The sequence below is a fragment of the Pseudomonas benzenivorans genome, from assembly GCF_024397895.1.
GTDB lineage: Bacteria > Pseudomonadota > Gammaproteobacteria > Pseudomonadales > Pseudomonadaceae > Aquipseudomonas > Aquipseudomonas benzenivorans_A.
This window is the reverse complement of record NZ_CP073346.1, coordinates 1,475,213-1,492,157: the sequence shown is the minus strand read 5'-3', so window position 1 is coordinate 1,492,157 and position 16,945 is coordinate 1,475,213. Positions and strand designations below refer to the sequence as shown.

Here is a 16,945-nt window from a genome sequence, read left to right as displayed (position 1 = left end):
GCCGCCTTGCGGCCGCTGCCACAATTGAAACGTCACACCTACAGGCTGATTCGGGTGCCCAGCAGCGTGAGGAAACCGGCCAGCCAGGCCGGGTGCGCCGGCCAGGCCGGTGCGGTGACCAGGTTACCCTGGATATGCGCTTGATCCACGGCGATTTCCATATATTCGCCACCGGCCAGCCGCACTTCCGGGGCGCAGGCCGGGTATGCGCTGCAGGCACGCCCTTCGAGCACACCCGCCGCCGCCAACAGCTGGGCACCGTGACAGATCGCGGCTATCGGCTTGTCAGCCTTGGCGAAGGCTCTGACCAGCTCCAGCACCTGTTCATTCAACCGCAGGTATTCCGGAGCACGACCGCCAGGAATCAGCAGTCCCTGGTAATGCTCGGCCTGGACCTTGGCGAAGTCGTAGTTCAGCACGAAGTTGTGCCCGGGCTTTTCGCTGTAGGTCTGATCACCCTCGAAGTCGTGGATGGCGGTGCGCACGCTTTGTCCGGCGACTGTGTCCGGACAGACCGCATGCACGACGTGACCGACCATCTGCAGGGCCTGGAACGGCACCATCACTTCGTAATCTTCGACGTAGTCGCCGACCAGCATCAAAATATTCTTCGCAGTCATGCTGTTCTCCTGACAGGTTGATGACGCGGTGAGTTTCCGCCGCCGAGCGAACGGGCGGGTAATAGCCTGGCACTACGTCGGGGAAAACGGGCTGCCGGCAACCGGACGGGGTGCGCGAGGCCACGCAGGGCGGTGGCGCCTCGGCCAGCGCCAGGTCGCGAGCCCCTCATAGGGCTGCACCCAGGTACAAGCAAGTGCGCCTGCACATTTCTGCACAGCAGGCTGTAAATCCTTTCTATCGCCGCACCGCCCCAGCGCTCCTAGATTGACCCGGTCGGTGCCAGCGTGCACGCCCTGAGCAGGAGCTTTTCTGATGCCCACCTTCAAGCTGATCAGCAACACCCTATGCCCCTACACCCAGCGCGCCGCGATCTTGCTCGCGGAAAAAGGCATTGCCTTCGAGCGCAGCTATATCGACCTGGCCAATAAGCCGGACTGGTTTGTGCGCCTCTCGCCCCTGGGCAAGGTGCCGTTGTTGCAGGTCGAAGACAGCGTGGTATTCGAGACGGCGGTGATCTGCGAGTACATCGAAGAGGCGACCCCATCGCGGCCGCTGTTCCCCGCCGATCCGCTGGCGCGCGCCCATCAGCGGGGCTGGGCCGAGTTCGCCTCGGCCATCATCGCCGATATCTACGGCTTCTACATGGCACCGGATCAGCCGGCCTTCGCCGCCAAGTGTGCGGATCTCGCGGCCCGCTTTCGCTGGCTGGAACAACACCTGGGGCAGGGGCCCTACTTCGCCGGCGATGACTTCGGCCTGGTCGACGCGGCCTTTGCGCCGATCTTCCGTCTGTTCGACGTGTTCGATGAGGTGGTCGACCACCAGCTGTTCGAGGGCCTGCAACGCGTTGCGGCCTATCGCGCCGCCCTGGCGCATCGCGCCAGCGTGCAAGCGGTGGTGGTGGCCGATTATCCCGAGGTGTTCCGCCACTACCTGCGTGGCCGCGGTAGCCACCTGGCGGGGCTGCTCGCGGAACCGGCAACCGCCTAGGCGGTACCGGCCAGCAAGGGCGCCTTGTCCTTCAACTGGTTGGCCAGGGCCTCGCAGGTCCGCCGTACCCTGGGCAGTTCGGCGGCCTCTGGATGAAACAGCAGCCAAAGCGGCACAGCCAGGGACGGCAGTGGCTCGCTGATGCGCATCAGCCCAGGCAGGGAGCCGCCGACAAAGCACGGCAGCAGGCCAATGCCTATCCCTGAGCGAATCGCCTGGGCGGCGCCCAGCAGGGTGTTGGCGCGAAACCGGACATTGCGCTCCGGTACATGCTGACTGATCCAGGTGCCGGGACCGCTACAGGCCAGGGCCGCGTCGAAACCGACCCAGTCGGTATCGAAGAAGGGCGCCGCCGCGCGATCCGGCTCACGATCCTGGGCCGCGTAGACCGCCATGTCGACCGTGCCCACGGGCCGTCCCCGCAGGGTATCGGTTGGGTTGGCGGTGACGCGCAAGGCGATATCCGCCGCCCCCTGTGCCAGCGACACGACCTGGTTGGAAACCACCAGCTCGATCGTCAGCCCCGGCAACTCGCGGCACAGGGTGGCGAGAATATCCGGCAACAGGTACTCGGCCACCGCATCCGGTGCCGTCAGCCGCACCAGGCCCGCCTGCTGAGTGTCCCGGCCGGCGATGCTGCGCTCCAGGGTGGTCACCCGCTCGCGCATGCTCAGCGCCAGCTCGCGCACCTCCTCGCCCGCCGCCGTGAGGCGCAGTGGCGTGCGTTTGAACAGGCGCGTGCCGAGCCGCCGCTCGAGTTGTTGCAGGCGACGCGACAGGGTCGGATGGCTGATGAACAGGTGCGCCGCCGCAGCGGACAGCGTGCCGTGCTCGGCAATCGTCAGGACAATGCGCAGATCGTCCCAATTCAGCGCACCCGCACCAGATGGTGGGCCGGCGTTCATGGTGTCCCCTTGATGGCGTAGGGATAGCCATACTAGCGCCGTGCAGGGCTGCATGCACGCCAACACAGGCGCGACCGGGGCGTTACCGTTCGAGCGTTGAGCCCGCCGTCACTCCGTCAGCGTCAGCAGGATATCGGCGTACCAGGTGCAGTTCAGGCCGAGCGCCTCGTCCAGTTCCAGGTCGCGGGTGCCCAGGTCGAGGCGCGCCGAGTGCACGCCTAGCAGGCGCCAGGGCAGGTCGCTGGGCTTGCCCGGCGCATCGGCCACGCGCAGCACCACCGGTGCGCCGCTGGTGCCGCGGTGGGTGCGGCCGTCGGTGAGGAAGTAGCCCTGGCCCTGGAAGCGCAGGCCGAAGGAGGAGGCGAGCACCGCGTGGCGCACCACCGGCATGTGGTGCAGGGTGTCGTGGAAACCGAGGGGGAAACCCACCACCAGCACCGATGAGCCCACCTCGATAGGCTCTTCCGGCCCCGGCAGGTGGTCGGGGGTGAAGGCGCTGTAGACCATGGCCTCGGGCAGGGCGTCGCGGTCCAGCTCGATCGCCGCCACGTCGATCTCGCCGGCGGTATCCAGGCCCTGGCGCCAGATGCTCTTGCCGTCGCGGTACAGGGGAATGGAAAAGCCGGTGGAACTGGCCATGTTGGCCTCGGCCGTGTGCACCTCGATGACGATACGATCGGGGAAGTGCTTGCTCGGCTCGTCGATCATCACGTGGCGGCTGGTCACCAGGAACAGGCGTTTGCCGCGGGCGAAGAAGAAACCGCTGGCATTGGTCAGCTGGCGCTGGCCGTCGTAGGTGCAGATGCGCGCCGCGGTGAGCAGCAGGGACTCGATCTTCGGCATGGCGGGGCATTCTCTGGGGGACGCGAAGCGGTTATCGACCTGCACCTTAGCATGCCAGCCCCATGTGACTGGCGTGTATCGACACGTTCAGCGGCCTTGCGCGAGGCTGCGCGGCTCGACGCGGGCGCCCTCGCTCAGTTCGGCACCGGGATAGAGAACGACCCGCGCGTCGGCGTCCAGGCCGCCGAGGATCTGCGCCTGGCGGCCGTTGTTGGCGCCGACCTCGACGAGGGTCAGGCGGGCGCGCCCGGCCTCGACGGCGAATACGGCCCAGTCGCGGTCATGACGGAACAGGGCGCTGGAGGGCAGGCTGAGGGTCTCGGCGGCGCGCCAGACGATGATCCGCGCCAGCACCCGATAGCCGTGGCCGAGGCCGGCACGGCGCTCGGGGGGATCGCTCAGGCGGATCAGGGTGTTGACCCGCTGCTCCTCGACGCCGAGGGCGGAGAACTTGGTGAAGCCGGCCGGTTCGATGCGCTCGACCACCCCCTGCAGCGGATCGGCGCCCCCCCAGTTGTCGATGATCACCGGGTTGCCGGGGGCGACCCGTACCGCATCGCTGGACAGCAGCTCGACCAGCACCTCCAGGTCGTTGGCCACGTCGCCGATCTCGAGGATGGGCGCGCCGTCCGCCAGGCTGCTGGCGCTCTCCTGGAACAGCCGCAGGACCTGGCCGGAAACCGGCGCGCGCATCGCCACCGGGCCGCCGTCGGCCGGCGCCGTGGCCGCGTCCCGGGCCTCCGGTTCGACCCTGAGCAGGCGGGCACGGGCGCTGGCCACCTCGGCCTCGGCCCGGGTCACGCCGGCCTGCGCCCGCTCGCGCTCGGCCGCCGCGATGCGCGCGGCGCGCTCGGCGCGGTCCAGTTCGGCCGGGGCCACGGCGTCGCGGGCGCGCAGGCGCCGGGTGCGACTCAGCTCGACGTCGCTCAGGCGCTGCTCGGCGGTGGCGCCGCTCAGTGTGGCTTGCGCCTCGGCCAGGGCCGCCTTGCTGGCGTCGAGCTGGGCGCGGGCCTGTTCGCGGCTGCGTCTGTCCAGCGGCGCCGGCAGGCTCGGCAACAGGCGCGCGACGACGCTCCTGCCGCCCTCGACGCGGTCGCCGGGCTCCACCTCGACGCGCAGCAGCCGTCCGGCGAAAGGCGCCGAGACCACATAGGGGTCGCGCACCCGGGTGCGGCCTTCCTCGTCGATGCTCAGCTGCATGGGCGCGCGCCGCACCGTACCGACGTCGACCTGCAGCGGACGCGGCCAGAAGGCATAGGCCAGCGCCGCGGCGAGCAGGGCGCCGAGGCCGAGGCTGATCCAGGTGCGTGATCTGCTGTGGGCCACCTGTCGCTTCACTCCTGTGTCTTCAGGGCCGAGACCAGTTCGAGGCGGTCGATGTCGCGCTTGACCAGCCAGCCGGAGATCACCGCCGCCGCCAGCACCGCCAGGGCGGCGCTGCCGTAGCTCTGCGGGACCAGCAGCAGCGGAATGCGGTACAGGTCGGTGCTGAAGCCGACCGCCACCGCCTCGGTTAAGTAGTAGCCGAGCAACGCGCCGAGCGGCAGGCCCAGCAGGGTGATCAGCGCCAGTTCGCCGAGTAGCACGAAGGCCGTTTCGCCCCGGGTGAAGCCGAGCACCCGCAGGCTGGCGAGGTCGCGGGCGCGCTCGGCGAAGGCGATGCGCGCGCTGTTGTAGACGATGCCGAAGGTGATGACCGCGGCGATGGCCGCCATGATGTAGCGGATCGCCCCGGCGCCGCTGTCCAGCAGCTTCTTGAACGCGGCCCGCGCTTCGCTGCGCAGGCTGACGCCGGCCACCGCCGGCATGTCCTTGAGTGCGCGGTAGAGGGGCTCGCCCTGCAGGCTGTCGACCCGCAGGTAGGCGCCGGACACCCGGCCGGGTTCGCGCAGCGCCCGGTTCAGCGCGCCCAGCTCGAGGTAGGCGGGGGCGCCGAGCAGGGTCTGGGCGATACCGGCCACCGGCAGTTGCAGGTGGGGGCGGCGGCCCTCGCGGACCTCCACGGTCAGGCGCTGGCCGGGCTGGATGTGGAGGATCTGCGCCAGGGCTTCGGAGAGGATCAGGCCATCGGCGCGCACGTAGATGCCCTGCATCCGAGCATCCACCGCACGGTTCAGGCGCGGCTGGCCGACCAGGCCGCTGATCGCGCCGCGGTAGCTGTGGCGACCGTGGCGCAGCATCACCGGCACGCTGCGAAAGGGCTCGACCTCGATCACCCCGGCCATGCGCCCCAGTTCGAGCAGGGTCTTGTCGGACAGCGGCTCGATGAAGCTGACCGTCGCGTCGCTGCGGTCGATGACGCTGAAGCTCAGCTCCAGGCTGCGCTCGAAGGCGCTCATCAGGCTGAGCATCGCCACCGACAGGGCCATGCCGGCGCCGATCCCGCAGGCGGCCGTCAGGGTGCGCCCGGGTTGGCGCAGCAGGCGGCGCAGGACCATGCGGCTGGGCTGGTCGAGCAGGCGCAGCAGGGTGCGGCCCAGGCGCGCCGAACGGCTGTAGTCGGCCGGGGCCGGTGGGCGCATGGCCGCGGCCGGGGTGAGGGCGAAGACCCGGCGCAGCACCAGCAGACCGCCCGCCGAGGCGACCAGCACGCTGACCGCCAGGCCCGTGATGAACACGCCGGGGTCGACCCGGAACAGCAGGAAGGGAAACTTGTAGTAGGCCAGGTAGACATCCACCAGGCTGCGGCCGGCCAGTACCCCGCACAGGCAGCCGAGCAGGGCGCCGGCCACGGCGATGCACAGGACGAACTTGGCATAGTGCAGGCCCACCGCGGCGCTGCTGTAACCGAAGGCCTTGAGCAGGCCGATCTGCTCGCGCTCGGCCTGGATCATCCGCGAGATGACGATGTACAGGAGGAAGGCGGCGACGCCGAGGAAGATCGGCGGCACCACGCGCCTGGAGGCCTTGAGGCCCTCGATTTCCTCGCTGATGAAGCGGTTGGACAGCTGGTCGGCCAGGCCGAAGGCGCCGCTGCTGCCGTAGGGGGCGAGCAGCCGCTCCAGGCCCTCGAGCACCTCGGCCAGACGGGCCTCGCGGCTCAATGCCAGCAGCGCCTGGTTGAACGCGCCGTCCAGGTCGAAGGCCGCGGCCAGGGCCTCTTCGTTCATCCACAGCACGGCGAAGCGGGCATCGTCCGGCGCCAGCTCGCCCGGCGCCACCGCGTAGAGGAATTCCGGGGCCTGGGCCAGGCCGACGATGCGCAGGCTGCGCCGCGCGCCATTCAGGTTGACCTGCAGCTGGTCGCCCGGGGACAGGCCCCGGGCCTCGGCGAACCCCTTGAGCAGGAGGATCTCGTCACGCCGGGTCGGGTCGAGGTGACGGCCGGCGACCAGGTGCACGGCATTGAGCCGCGGCGGGCGCAAGTCCGGCAGCGATACGGCCTGGGCGCGGACCGGCACCGCCACGCCCGGCAGGTCGATCAGCGCGCCGCCGCTGATGCGCCCCTCCACCGCCGCGACGCCGGGCAGCGCGGCGATCTGCTCGAGCAACTGGCGCGGTGCGCGCTTGACCGGGGCGAACACCTCGGCCAGGCGATAGCGCTGGTAGTAGGCGCGCTTGCTGTCCTCCAGGGAGTTGACCAGGCCGTCCATCATCACCAGCAGCAGCACGCCGAGGGCGATGACCACGGCGATGGCCAGGGCCTGGCCGCGCACCCGGTGCAGGTCGCGCAGCAGCTTGCGGTCGAGGGGACTCATGGGCCGCGCCGCCTGGCCTTCACCAGACGATCTCTTCGGCCGGTCGTTTGTGGGCGTTGCACTCGACCTCGCGGATGCGCCCGTCGGCGAAGTGCAGGACACGGTCGGCCATGGCCGCGGTGGCGGCGGCGTGGGTGATGATCAGCACGCTGGTGCCGAGCTCCTGATTGATGTCCTGCAACACCCGCAGCACGGCCCGCCCGGTGTCGCTGTCGAGGGCGCCGGTGGGCTCGTCGCAGAACAGCACGGTCGGGCGCTTGGCGATGGCCCGGGCGATGGCCACGCGCTGCTGTTCGCCGCCGGACAGCTGCGCCGGGAAGTGCTCCAGGCGCTGTTGCAGGCCGACCAGGGCCAGGGCCTCGGCCGGGGCCAGCGGCTCTTCGGCGATCTCGGTGACCAGCTCGACGTTTTCCTCGGCGGTCAGGCTGGGCATCAGGTTGTAGGCCTGGAAGACGAAGCCGACATGCCGGCGCCGGTACTGGGTGAGCTGGCCGTCGCTCATGGTCGTCAGCTCCTGCTCGAAGAAGTGCACGCTGCCGGCGCTCGGCCGGTCCAGGCCGCCGAGGATGTTGAGCAACGTCGACTTGCCGCTGCCGGAGGCGCCGAGCAACACCACCAGTTCGCCGCCGGGCAGCTCCAGGTCGACCCCGCGCAGCGCGCGCACGGCGCCCGGCCCTTCGCCATAGACCTTGGTCACCCCTCGGGTGCGGAACACCGCCGCTGCGCTGTTGCGGGTACTGGCCATATACCCCTCAGTATGGGCGCTGGCCGCAATGGCTCAAGGCGCGGCACTCGCAGGCCGGGAGCAGAAAGCCGCAACTTTGTGCAAGCGCGGGCCGAAGGGGCGGCGCAGACTGGTGGCCATTCACCGGGAGTCGCGCGAATGAGCCTGTCGTTGTATCTGTTGACCGTCCTGATCTGGGGCACCACCTGGATCGCCATCAAGCTGCAGATGGGCGAGGTGGCGATCGCCGCGTCCATTGCCTACCGCTTCGCCCTGGCCGCGGCGGTGCTGTTCGGCGTCCTGCTGCTCAGCGGCAGGCTGCAGCCGCTCGACCGCCGCGGTCAGCTGATCTGCCTGGTGCAGGGCCTGTGCCTGTTCTGCATCAACTTCCTGTGCTTCTACACCGCCAGCCAGTGGATCCCCAGCGGCCTGGTGGCGGTGATCTTCTCCACCGCGACGCTGTGGAACGCGCTCAATGCGCGGCTGTTCTTCAAACAGCGGATCGCCGCCAATGTGCTGGCCGGTGGGGGGCTGGGCCTGGCCGGCCTGCTGCTGCTGTTCTGGCCGGAGGTGGCCGGTCATCCGGCCAGCCGCGAGTCGCTGCTGGGCATCGGCCTGGCCCTGCTCGGCACCCTGTGCTTCTCCGCCGGCAACCTGCTGTCCAGCCTGCAGCAGAAGGCTGGGCTCAAGCCGCTGACCACCAATGCCTGGGGCATGCTCTACGGCGCGCTGATGCTGGTGACGATCTGCCTGGTCAGCGGCACGCCGTTCGGCTTCGAGTGGAGTACGCGCTACGTCGGCTCGCTGCTGTACCTGGCCATTCCCGGCTCGGTGATCGGCTTTACCGCCTACCTGACCCTGGTCGGCCGCCTGGGTCCGGAGCGCGCGGCCTACTGCACCGTGCTGTTCCCGGTGGTGGCGCTGAACATCTCGGTGTTCGCCGAGGGCTACCAGTGGACCGCACCGGCACTGCTCGGCCTGCTGCTGGTGATGCTCGGCAACGTGCTGGTGTTCCGCAAGCCGAAGCCGCTGTTGCCGCTGGCGCCAGGCTCGGGGCTGGAGGGCAAGGCCGGATAGGCCGGCCCGGCGCGCCTCATTGCCAGGCCGAGCGGGCCTCCCAGGCGAGCACCCGGTTGCCCGGCAGCGGCCGGCAGATCGAATAGCCCTGGGCGATGTCGCAGCCGAAGTTGCCCAGGCGGGTCAGGGTCTCCTCATCCTCGACGCCCTCGGCGACCACCTCCATCTCGAGGTTGTGTGCCAGTTCGACGATGGAGCGGACGATCTTCGCCGAGTCATCGTCGTCGCTGCACATGCCGGTGACGAAGGACTGGTCGATCTTCAGCGAGTCCACCGGCAGCCGCTGCAGGTAGGCCAGGGAGGAGTAGCCGGTGCCGAAGTCGTCGATGGTCAGGCGCGAGTCGAGGTTGCGCAGCTGCACCAGGGTTTCCAGCGCGGTCACCGGGTCGTCCATCAGCGCACTCTCGGTCAGCTCGAATTCGATCCAGTCCGGTTCGGCTCCCCAGGTGGCGAAGGCGCTGCGGATGCGCTCGATCAGCTTGGGGTCGCGCAGGTCGCGGGCCGACAGGTTGACCGAGATCGGCCGCGAGTCGCCTTCCTCGCGCCAGGCGTAGCCCTGGCTGAGGGCGCTGTCGAGCACCCAGTAGGTCAGCGGGGTGATAAGCCCCGAGCTTTCCGCCAGCTGGATGAACTGGTTGGGCGACAGAAGGCCGCGCTTGGGATGCTGCCAGCGCACCAGGGCCTCGGTGCCGCACACCTTGTGGGTGGCGATCAGCAGCTGCGGCTGGTAGTGCAGGCGCAGCTGATTGCCGTCGATGGCCCGGCGCAGGTCGCTCATCAGGGTCAGGTGCTGGGCGCATTCGCGGTCCTGGCCACCCTGGTACAGGGCGAAGCCGGTACTGGCGCGCCTGGCCCGGTCCAGGGCGCTGCCGGCCCGGCGCAACAGGGCGTCGGCCTCGGTGCCGTGGCCGGGATAGAGGGCGATGCCGACGCTGGCGCGGGCATCGAGACGCAGCTCGGACAGGTCGATCGGCTCGTACAGCGCCACCAGGATCTGTTGCGCAAGCTGCGTGGCCTGCTCGGCGCCACCCTGGGGCATCAGCACGGCGTATTCCTGTTCGCCGATGCGCGCCACCGCAGTGCCGGGGCCGGCCGCCTGAACCAGGCGTGCGGCGATGGCCTGCTGCAGGCGGTCGCCCTCGCGATAGCCCAGGGTATCGCTGATCTCCTGGTTGCTGCCGATCTCCAGGCGCAGCAGGCCGAGCGGGTGGTGTTCCTGCTTGGCGCGGGCAATCGCCGCCTCCAGCTGCTCGCCCAGGTGCAGGCGGTTGGGCAGGCCGGTGAGGCAGTCGGTATAGGCCATGCGCCTGATGGTTGCCTCGGCCTCGGCGGCCCGGGCACGGGTGCGCAGGGTGGCGATGCCGAAACCCAGGTCGTTGGCCGTGGCGAACAGCAGTTCGACTTCCCGGGGGTCGAAGGCATCGGCTTCCGTGGCCATGATCCCCAGCAGGCCGATCAGTGCGCCATCGGCGCGCAGCGGCAGCATGATGGCTGCGGCGAAGCCGCGGGCGTGCGCTTCGTCGCGCAGCGGCGCCTCGGCATGGTCGAGGATGTTGCGCAGCACCAAGGGGCGGCCGGTCTCGATCATCGCCTCCAGCCTGAGGACGAAGGCCAGGCCTTCGCTGCTGGCGGCCCAGGCATTGCCAAGCGCCAGGAAACCTTGATCGAGCCCGGCGTGGGCCATGGGACGAAAGCGTTGCGGCAGCTGGTCCTGGCGGTAGGCGACACAGGCCAGGCGGTAACCGCAGTCCTGCACCAGCACCCGGCAGATTTCCTCGAGCAGCGCCGGTTCATCGCCGGCGTGAATCAACGCATGGTTGACCGCCACCCGGGTCGCCATGGCCCGGTTGAGTCGCTGCACTTCCGCCTCCGCCTGGGCGCGGCGGGCCTTGCTGCGCAGGGCCTGGAGGCCGAAGGCCAGGTCCTCGGCCGCTTCGCCCAGCAGTTCCAGTTCCTGCTCGCCGAAGGCGTCCGGTTCCGGCGCGCCGATGCCGAGGGAGCCGAATATTTCGCCGTCGACCCGCAGCGGCAGCGACAGCACCGAGGCGATTTCGTGACGAATGGCGCCCTCGCGCCAGGGTGCGGTATTGGGGTCGGTCAGCAGGTTGCGCGACAGGCTCGGCCGGCCGCTGCGGATCGCCGTGCCGCTGGGGCCGCGGCCGCGGGCGTTATCGGCCCAGCTGATGTTCAGCGATTCGATGTAATCCTTGTCTACCCCGGCGAAGGCCACCGGAGTGACGGCTTTCGCCTCGTTCCGCTCGGCGCGGCCGACCCAGGCCATGCGGTAGCCGCATTTTTCGACGATCACCCGGCAGATGTCCTGCAGCAGGCTCGCTTCGTCCTCGGCGCGCAACAGGGCGCGGTTGCAGCCGCTGAGGGTGCGCAGCGCGCGGGTGAGGTACTGGTGCTCCTGGAGGGTGGCGCTTGGCTCTGGCATGGCGGGCCTCCAACCCATGCACGACTCGGTTGAGTATAGAACCGCCGGGTGGCCGCCAGGTTCCGCGCGTCGCCGCAGCCGATCGATGCACAGCGGCCGATCACGGGTTGCGTGGGTCATCCGCCGGGTCGTGGTAGCTGATGCCCCAGGGGCCAGTGCCATGCAGCTGCAGGACGGCTGCCTCGCTGCGGGTGCCTGCGGACATCGCCACCCCAGCCGGGATGATCAGGGTGTCACCGGCCTGGTAGGTCGCAGCCTTGGCTGGGTCGAGCGTGTCGCCCGTGCCAAGGTAGAAGCTGCCCGAGAGCACGGTGACGCGTTCGGTCGCGGGGTGGGTGTGCACACCGACGCTCGAATTGGCGGGCAGCTTCAGGCGGAAGGTGAAGGGGCCGGCCGCCTTCGGATCGCCCTCGATCACCGCGATCATCGCGCCCGGGCCCACGGAGGGCGCCGCGGTCCATTGCAGTTCGGACGCCCGGGCGGCGATCAAGGCGGCTTCTTCGGCCGCTGCTGCCTGCGTCAGCCAGGCGCCGCTCAGCAGGACCAGGGTGACTGCAACGTTGCTTAAGGGGCTCATGGTGGTTTCCTCTTGCAGGGGTTGAGCCGGGTGGGGCGGGGCTCATCGCCAGAGGGCAACCAGGGAGTCAGTGCACACGAGGAGGCTCTGTGCGATCGAGTTCTCCTGGTGACGATAGCCGAAGGCCAGGCGGCTGTTTATGCCAGTTTGGAACAGGCCAAGAACGCCAGGGTATGGCCTTTCAGGCTCAGGGTTCAGGGCTCCGGTCGACAGCCCTTGCCTGCAGCCGGCATGGCGCGCAGGCGGGTCAGCAACTGGCCGCTGGTCACCACCGTGGCCGGTCGCAGTGGGCAGCCACTTGCGGCCAGCGCCTCGGCCAGCCAGGTGTTGCAGGTGCGCAGCAGCGAATAGCGGCCTTCGGCCCGATAAAAACGGCTGTCGCGGTACAGTCCGGCCCCGAGATCGACCAAGCCGCCCGGCGCTGCGCGGCTGAAGCTGGCGTCGATGAAGGCGAGCAGCCGTTGGTATCCCGCTTCGTCCAGCCGCAACTCGATGCGCGCGTGGGCGGGCAGGCGCGGCGAATCGGCCCCGATGCCGCGCACATGCAGCACCGCCGGCGTCGGCCTGAGCAGCGCCTGCAGCGCCAGGCCGACGCCGGCCTGCGGGGTTCGGTAGAACGCCTCGTCACCCCAGCCAAGCTCGATCCAGTCGCCGTCGCCGAGTGACTCGGCCAGTGCCGGGAGCGCCCGTAGCAGATCGCCGCGGGCGATCTGCAGGCCGGCATGCAGGCCGTGATCCAGCACCAGAACCCGTCGCCCCTCGCCGTTCTGCGCGGCGCCCGTTGGCAGGGGCGGCGTGCTGGCGCAGCCGAACAGAGTCAGGACCAGCAGCAGTAGGGCCGGGCGCGGCTTCACGGGGCGGGCGCTTCGCTTGTCGGGGTGTCAGCTCAGCATAGGCGCTGGCGCAGGCTCCCGGCATCCTATGTCGGTTCGGCAATCGACTGCTGGCGGCTGTGGCTGTGTGTGGCGAGCGCGCTCACTCGGGCGATGACAGCTGCTGATACAGCTCCCAGGCACTGCGCTCGACCCAGCATTCGGCCAGCCGGCCGTCGCGTACCGTCCAGATGGCGACGCCGCTGAAGGCGATTGGGCGGCCGTCGGCCGGCGTGCCGAGCATGCCGTTGTTGCGCCCCGAGCACAGCCAGCGCGACACCACCCGGTCGCCGCTGGGGCTGGCGAATACGTCCTGGTTGTCGGTGCGGGCATCCAGCAGCAGGCCCTGGAAGGCCTTGACCCAGGCCTTGAACGCCTCGCGTCCGCGAATGGTCTGACCGCCGGAGGTGATGACGTAGTCCTCGGTCATCAGCTCGTCGATGGCGTCCAGGTCGTGGGGCGGCTGCCACACCCGGTCGAGGAAGGTCAGGGCGAGGCGTTCGGCCTGGCGGCTGGCCGCGGCGTCGAAGTCTTGGCTCATGGGCGGTCTCCCATTCGGTGGCCGGTCTGTTGCTCGGCTACCCAACCCCGGGCAGCGTCGATTTTATACACCAGCGCTTTACGGGCTGGCCAGGATCAGGGGCATGCGGCCGATTCAGAGCTGGACGTTCAAGCCGAAGCGCTTTTTCAGCAGCAGGGCCAGCAATCCCCTGGGCAGCAGCGCGGCCATCAGCGGCATAGTGCGGCTACCGTTGCCCAGGCGCAGCAGTTGCGGGCGCTTGCGCCGCTGCACAGCGGCCAGCAGATCGCTGGCGAAGCGCTCGGTCGGCGTCGGGTTGTCCTCGGAGGCGTTGGCGCGGGCGCGGATGCCATCGCGGACCGGCCACCAGGGCGAGCCTTCGGCAATCAGCTGTTCGGCCTCGCGGCTGGCGTTGGCGCCGAAGCTCGAGGCGATGGCGCCGGGCTGTACCTCCATCAGCTCTATGGCGAAGGGCGCCAGCTCCAGCCGCAGGGCGTCGGACAGGGCATGTACGGCCGCCTTGGAGGCGCAGTAGGCGCCGGCGAAAGGAGTCGCCAGGACGCCGGAGACGCTGCCGATATTCACCACCAGGCCACGGTTGCGGCGCAGCAGCGGGAACAGCGCGCGGGTGACCCCGACCAGGGCGAACACATTGGTCTCGAACTGCCGGCGCAGGGCGTCCACGCCGCCGTCGAGCAAGGGCCCCATGGCGCCATAGCCGGCATTGTTGATCAGCACGTCGAGGCCGCCGGCTTCCTGCTCCAGGCGGCTGGCCAGTTGCTCGAGCGCGGCCCCATCGTTGACATCCAGTTGCACCGCGTTGAAGCCGGCGGCCTCCAGCGCGACGAGGTCCTCGGCCTTGCGCGCGCTGGCCCAGACCCGATAGCCGGCGCCCTGGAACGCCGCGGCCAGGGCGCGGCCGATGCCGCTGGAGCATCCGCTGATAAATACGCTGGGCTGGGTCATGGAGCTTCCTTTCGACTGTTCAGGGGGGCGGGGCGCGATTCGCCGTGCGGGCCGTTATCAGTGGGCGAAACTGCCTTCCAGGCGCTCGGCGCGGAATTCCAGGGTGCTGGCGCGGTAGCCGCTGCGCAGGGTCGGCAGGGGCAGGCAATCCTGCCAGGTGGCGCCGGGAAGCAGGTCGCCGGGGCCGCTGTAGCGCGGCGATTCGTACAGCTGGCGGGCCAGGTTGACGCTCTCGCCAGGACGGTAGGCGGCGATCTGCCAACGCAGCGCCTGCAGTGCCGCGTCGCTGCCGTTGGTCAGCTCCAGGGCCAACGGGCGATTGCCCGGGCAGCGTTCGGGGGCGTAGCTCAGACGCAGCTGCAGGTTGTCCAGGCGATACGCCTCACGGCTCTCCTGCCAGATCACCCAGCTGGCGACCAGCCCCAGGCCCAGCAGCGCGGCCATGGAGATCGGCAGGGCCTTGCTCGGGTAGCGGATCAGCAGGATCAGCCAGGTCAGCAGCAGAAACACGCCGATTAGCATGGGGGACGACCTTGGTGGACGGACACCGGCCCATCCTACACAAGGCCGGGCCGGCGGGCATGTGCGGCGGCGGAAAAAGCGCCGCCGGGCTCAGTCCTCGGGGCTATCGCGCAGAAAGACCAGCTTGTCGACCCTGGATTGCTCTGCCGAGTAGCGGTAGCCCTGGGAGCCGAAATCCTTCAGGCCCTCGGGGTCGGTCAGGCGTTCGGTGATCACGTATCGGGCCATCAGGCCGCGGGCCTTCTTGGCGTAGAAGCTGATGATCTTGTACTGGCCGTTCTTCAGGTCCTTGAACTCGGTGTCGATGATCCGCGCGTCGAGGGCCTTGCGCTTGACCGCGCCGAAGTATTCGGTGGAGGCCAGGTTGAGCAGCACCTGATCGCCCTGGGCAGCCAGGGCTTCATTCAGCCAGCCGCTGATGCGCTCGCCCCAGAAGGCGTAGAGGTCCTTGCCGCGAGGGTTGGCCAGCTTGGTGCCCATCTCCAAGCGATAGGGCTGCATCAGGTCCAGCGGCCGCAGCACGCCATACAGGCCGGAGAGCATGCGCAGGTGGCGCTGGGCGAAGTCGAAGTCGGTCTCGCTGAAGGATTCGGCATCGAGCCCGGTGTAGACGTCACCCTTGAACGCCAGCAGCGCCTGCTTGGCATTCTCCGGGGTGAATCCGGGGGTCCAGCTGCCGAAGCGCGCGGCATTCAGGCCGGCGAGCTTGTCCGACAGGTGCATCAGCTCGGCGATCTGCGCGGGGCTGAAGTCGCGCAACTGGGCGATCAGGTCCTGGGCGTGGTCAAGGTGTTCGGGTTGGGTGTAGCGTTGGGTCGCCGGCGGCGTCTCGTAGTCGAGGGTCTTGGCCGGGGAAATCACCATCAGCATGGAGTGGCTCCTTGAGGTCTTGGTGGCGATTCTAGGCCGAGTGGTGCCCATGGCTCTACCTATCGACTCGATCGATTGCCCGGCGGTCGCTGTCGTGTCCCTGCTTGTGCAGGGTTGACCTGGGGGCCGCCACGGTCTTTTAGTGTGAGCAGGAACCCCTCGCCAACAAGGAGCCGTGATGACCGCTTGCAACCATTCGCGCTGGGAACCTTCCCACGACTACCGCCCGCTGGAGTCCCGCGCCGAGCGCCAGGCCTGGCAGGTGGCGGCCCTGACCGGGGCGACCATGCTGGTGGAAATCGCCGCCGGCTATGCCTTCAACTCCATGGCGCTGCTGGCGGACGGCTGGCACATGGCCTCGCACATGCTCGCCATCGGCCTGACGGCGCTGGCCTACCTGCTGGCGCGGCGCTATGCCAATGACCCGCGCTTCGCCTTCGGCACCTGGAAGGTGGAGGTGTTGTCCGGCTTCGCCAGCGCGCTGTTGCTGCTGGTGGTGGTGGTCATGCTGGCGTTCGAGTCGCTGTGGCGCCTGTGGCAACCGCAGCAGATCGCCTTCGACCTGGCCCTGCTGGTGGCGGTGATCGGCCTGCTGGTCAACCTGGCATCGGCCTGGCTGCTGCGCGACCAGCACGAACACAGTCATGCCCATGGCCACGCCCACGGCGGCCACGATCACGCCCATGGCCATTCCCATGGGCGCGACCTCAACCGTCATGCCGCCTTCCTGCACGTGCTGGCCGACGCCCTGACCTCGGTGGCGGCCATCGTCGCGTTGCTGGGTGGCTGGTTGTTCGGCTGGAACTGGCTGGACCCGCTGATGGGGGTGATAGGCGCGGTGATCATCGCCGTCTGGGCCAAGGGCCTGCTGCTGGAGACCGGCAAGGTGCTGCTCGATCGGGAGATGGACAGCCCGGTGGTGCAGCGGGTACGGCAGGCCCTGGAGCAGGAGCCGGATACCGAGCTGGCGGACCTGCACCTGTGGCGGGTGGGACGGGCGCAGTTCGCCTGCATCGTCAGCGTGGTGACCCACGGCAATGGTTCGGCGGATCGTTACAAGGCGCGTCTGGCAGGCATTCGCGAACTGGTGCACGTCACGGTCGAGGTCAATCGCTGTGCCGAAGTGCAGGGTTGAAATACGCAGAAAGTGCGTTTTTTGGCGTCAATTGAGCCGATAGGACTTACGACTTTAACGAGGCAGGGGGGGCTCGCCAAGCACTATTCGTCGTGAGGCAAAATAAAGTTAAAAAAACTGAAAAGATCGTTTGCCTGTCATCTTTTTTGGAGTAATTAAAAAGGCAAGACCGCCGAACCCTGCAGACA

General features: G+C 68.9%; 16 protein-coding genes. 3 read left to right on the top strand and 13 right to left on the bottom strand.

Annotated features, from left to right (window positions below):
• Nucleotides 1-38 precede the first annotated feature (38 nt).
• Nucleotides 39-620 (bottom strand): DJ-1/PfpI family protein, encoded by a 582-nt coding sequence (locus KDW96_RS07050; protein ID WP_255839723.1) that lies wholly within the window; start codon nt 618-620, stop codon nt 39-41.
• Between the two features lie 313 nt (nt 621-933).
• On the opposite strand from KDW96_RS07050, the gene KDW96_RS07045 reads away from it, so the two are divergent.
• Nucleotides 934-1,611, top strand: coding sequence for a glutathione S-transferase family protein (locus KDW96_RS07045; protein ID WP_255839722.1), 678 nt, complete (start codon nt 934-936; stop codon nt 1,609-1,611).
• Here KDW96_RS07045 and KDW96_RS07040 read toward each other — a convergent pair.
• The 5 genes from KDW96_RS07040 to KDW96_RS07020 form a co-directional block, all read right to left on the bottom strand.
• On the bottom strand, nt 1,608-2,516 hold the full coding sequence (locus KDW96_RS07040; RefSeq protein ID WP_255839721.1) for a LysR family transcriptional regulator: 909 nt from the start codon (nt 2,514-2,516) through the stop codon (nt 1,608-1,610). The two genes, KDW96_RS07045 and KDW96_RS07040, sit on opposite strands and share 4 nt — an antisense overlap.
• 108 nt (nt 2,517-2,624) lie before the next feature.
• Complete coding sequence (locus tag KDW96_RS07035) at nt 2,625-3,359, bottom strand: S1 family peptidase (RefSeq protein WP_255839720.1); 735 nt, start codon at nt 3,357-3,359, stop codon at nt 2,625-2,627.
• Nucleotides 3,360-3,446: 87 nt separating this feature from the next.
• Complete coding sequence (locus tag KDW96_RS07030; RefSeq protein WP_255839719.1) at nt 3,447-4,697, bottom strand: efflux RND transporter periplasmic adaptor subunit; 1,251 nt, start codon at nt 4,695-4,697, stop codon at nt 3,447-3,449.
• Nucleotides 4,694-7,057 (bottom strand): ABC transporter permease, encoded by a 2,364-nt coding sequence (locus tag KDW96_RS07025; protein WP_255839718.1) that lies wholly within the window; start codon nt 7,055-7,057, stop codon nt 4,694-4,696. The genes KDW96_RS07030 and KDW96_RS07025 overlap by 4 nt, the downstream gene beginning before the upstream one ends.
• Before the next feature lie 19 nt (nt 7,058-7,076).
• On the bottom strand, nt 7,077-7,802 hold the full coding sequence (locus tag KDW96_RS07020; protein WP_255839717.1) for an ABC transporter ATP-binding protein: 726 nt from the start codon (nt 7,800-7,802) through the stop codon (nt 7,077-7,079).
• Between the two features lie 138 nt (nt 7,803-7,940).
• Here KDW96_RS07020 and KDW96_RS07015 point away from each other — a divergent pair, with 138 nt between their 5' ends.
• On the top strand, nt 7,941-8,858 hold the full coding sequence (locus KDW96_RS07015) for a DMT family transporter (RefSeq protein ID WP_255839716.1): 918 nt from the start codon (nt 7,941-7,943) through the stop codon (nt 8,856-8,858).
• 16 nt (nt 8,859-8,874) lie between these two features.
• Here the strand turns inward: KDW96_RS07015 and KDW96_RS07010 are convergent, their stop codons facing one another.
• The 7 genes from KDW96_RS07010 to yaaA form a co-directional block, all read right to left on the bottom strand.
• Entirely contained in the window at nt 8,875-11,295 is a 2,421-nt protein-coding gene (locus tag KDW96_RS07010; protein WP_255839715.1) for a bifunctional diguanylate cyclase/phosphodiesterase, read from the bottom strand.
• Between the two features lie 100 nt (nt 11,296-11,395).
• Nucleotides 11,396-11,872 carry a cupin domain-containing protein gene (locus tag KDW96_RS07005; RefSeq protein WP_255839714.1) on the bottom strand — a complete coding sequence of 159 codons (477 nt, stop codon included), beginning with the start codon at nt 11,870-11,872 and terminating at the stop codon, nt 11,396-11,398.
• A 194-nt stretch (nt 11,873-12,066) separates the two neighbouring features.
• Nucleotides 12,067-12,726 carry a DUF2459 domain-containing protein gene (locus KDW96_RS07000; RefSeq protein WP_255839713.1) on the bottom strand — a complete coding sequence of 220 codons (660 nt, stop codon included), beginning with the start codon at nt 12,724-12,726 and terminating at the stop codon, nt 12,067-12,069.
• A gap of 121 nt (nt 12,727-12,847) precedes the next feature.
• Nucleotides 12,848-13,285 (bottom strand): ester cyclase, encoded by a 438-nt coding sequence (locus tag KDW96_RS06995; protein ID WP_255839712.1) that lies wholly within the window; start codon nt 13,283-13,285, stop codon nt 12,848-12,850.
• A 114-nt stretch (nt 13,286-13,399) separates the two neighbouring features.
• The gene (locus KDW96_RS06990) at nt 13,400-14,230 is read right to left on the bottom strand and encodes an SDR family oxidoreductase (RefSeq protein WP_255839711.1); all 831 of its coding nucleotides are present in this window, start codon (nt 14,228-14,230) and stop codon (nt 13,400-13,402) included.
• A gap of 57 nt (nt 14,231-14,287) precedes the next feature.
• Nucleotides 14,288-14,752, bottom strand: coding sequence for a multidrug transporter (locus tag KDW96_RS06985; protein ID WP_255839710.1), 465 nt, complete (start codon nt 14,750-14,752; stop codon nt 14,288-14,290).
• 90 nt (nt 14,753-14,842) lie between these two features.
• Nucleotides 14,843-15,622 (bottom strand): peroxide stress protein YaaA, encoded by a 780-nt coding sequence (gene yaaA, locus KDW96_RS06980; protein ID WP_255839709.1) that lies wholly within the window; start codon nt 15,620-15,622, stop codon nt 14,843-14,845.
• A gap of 178 nt (nt 15,623-15,800) precedes the next feature.
• On the opposite strand from yaaA, the gene dmeF reads away from it, so the two are divergent.
• The gene (dmeF, locus tag KDW96_RS06975) at nt 15,801-16,757 is read left to right on the top strand and encodes a CDF family Co(II)/Ni(II) efflux transporter DmeF (RefSeq protein WP_255839708.1); all 957 of its coding nucleotides are present in this window, start codon (nt 15,801-15,803) and stop codon (nt 16,755-16,757) included.
• Nucleotides 16,758-16,945 lie beyond the last annotated feature (188 nt).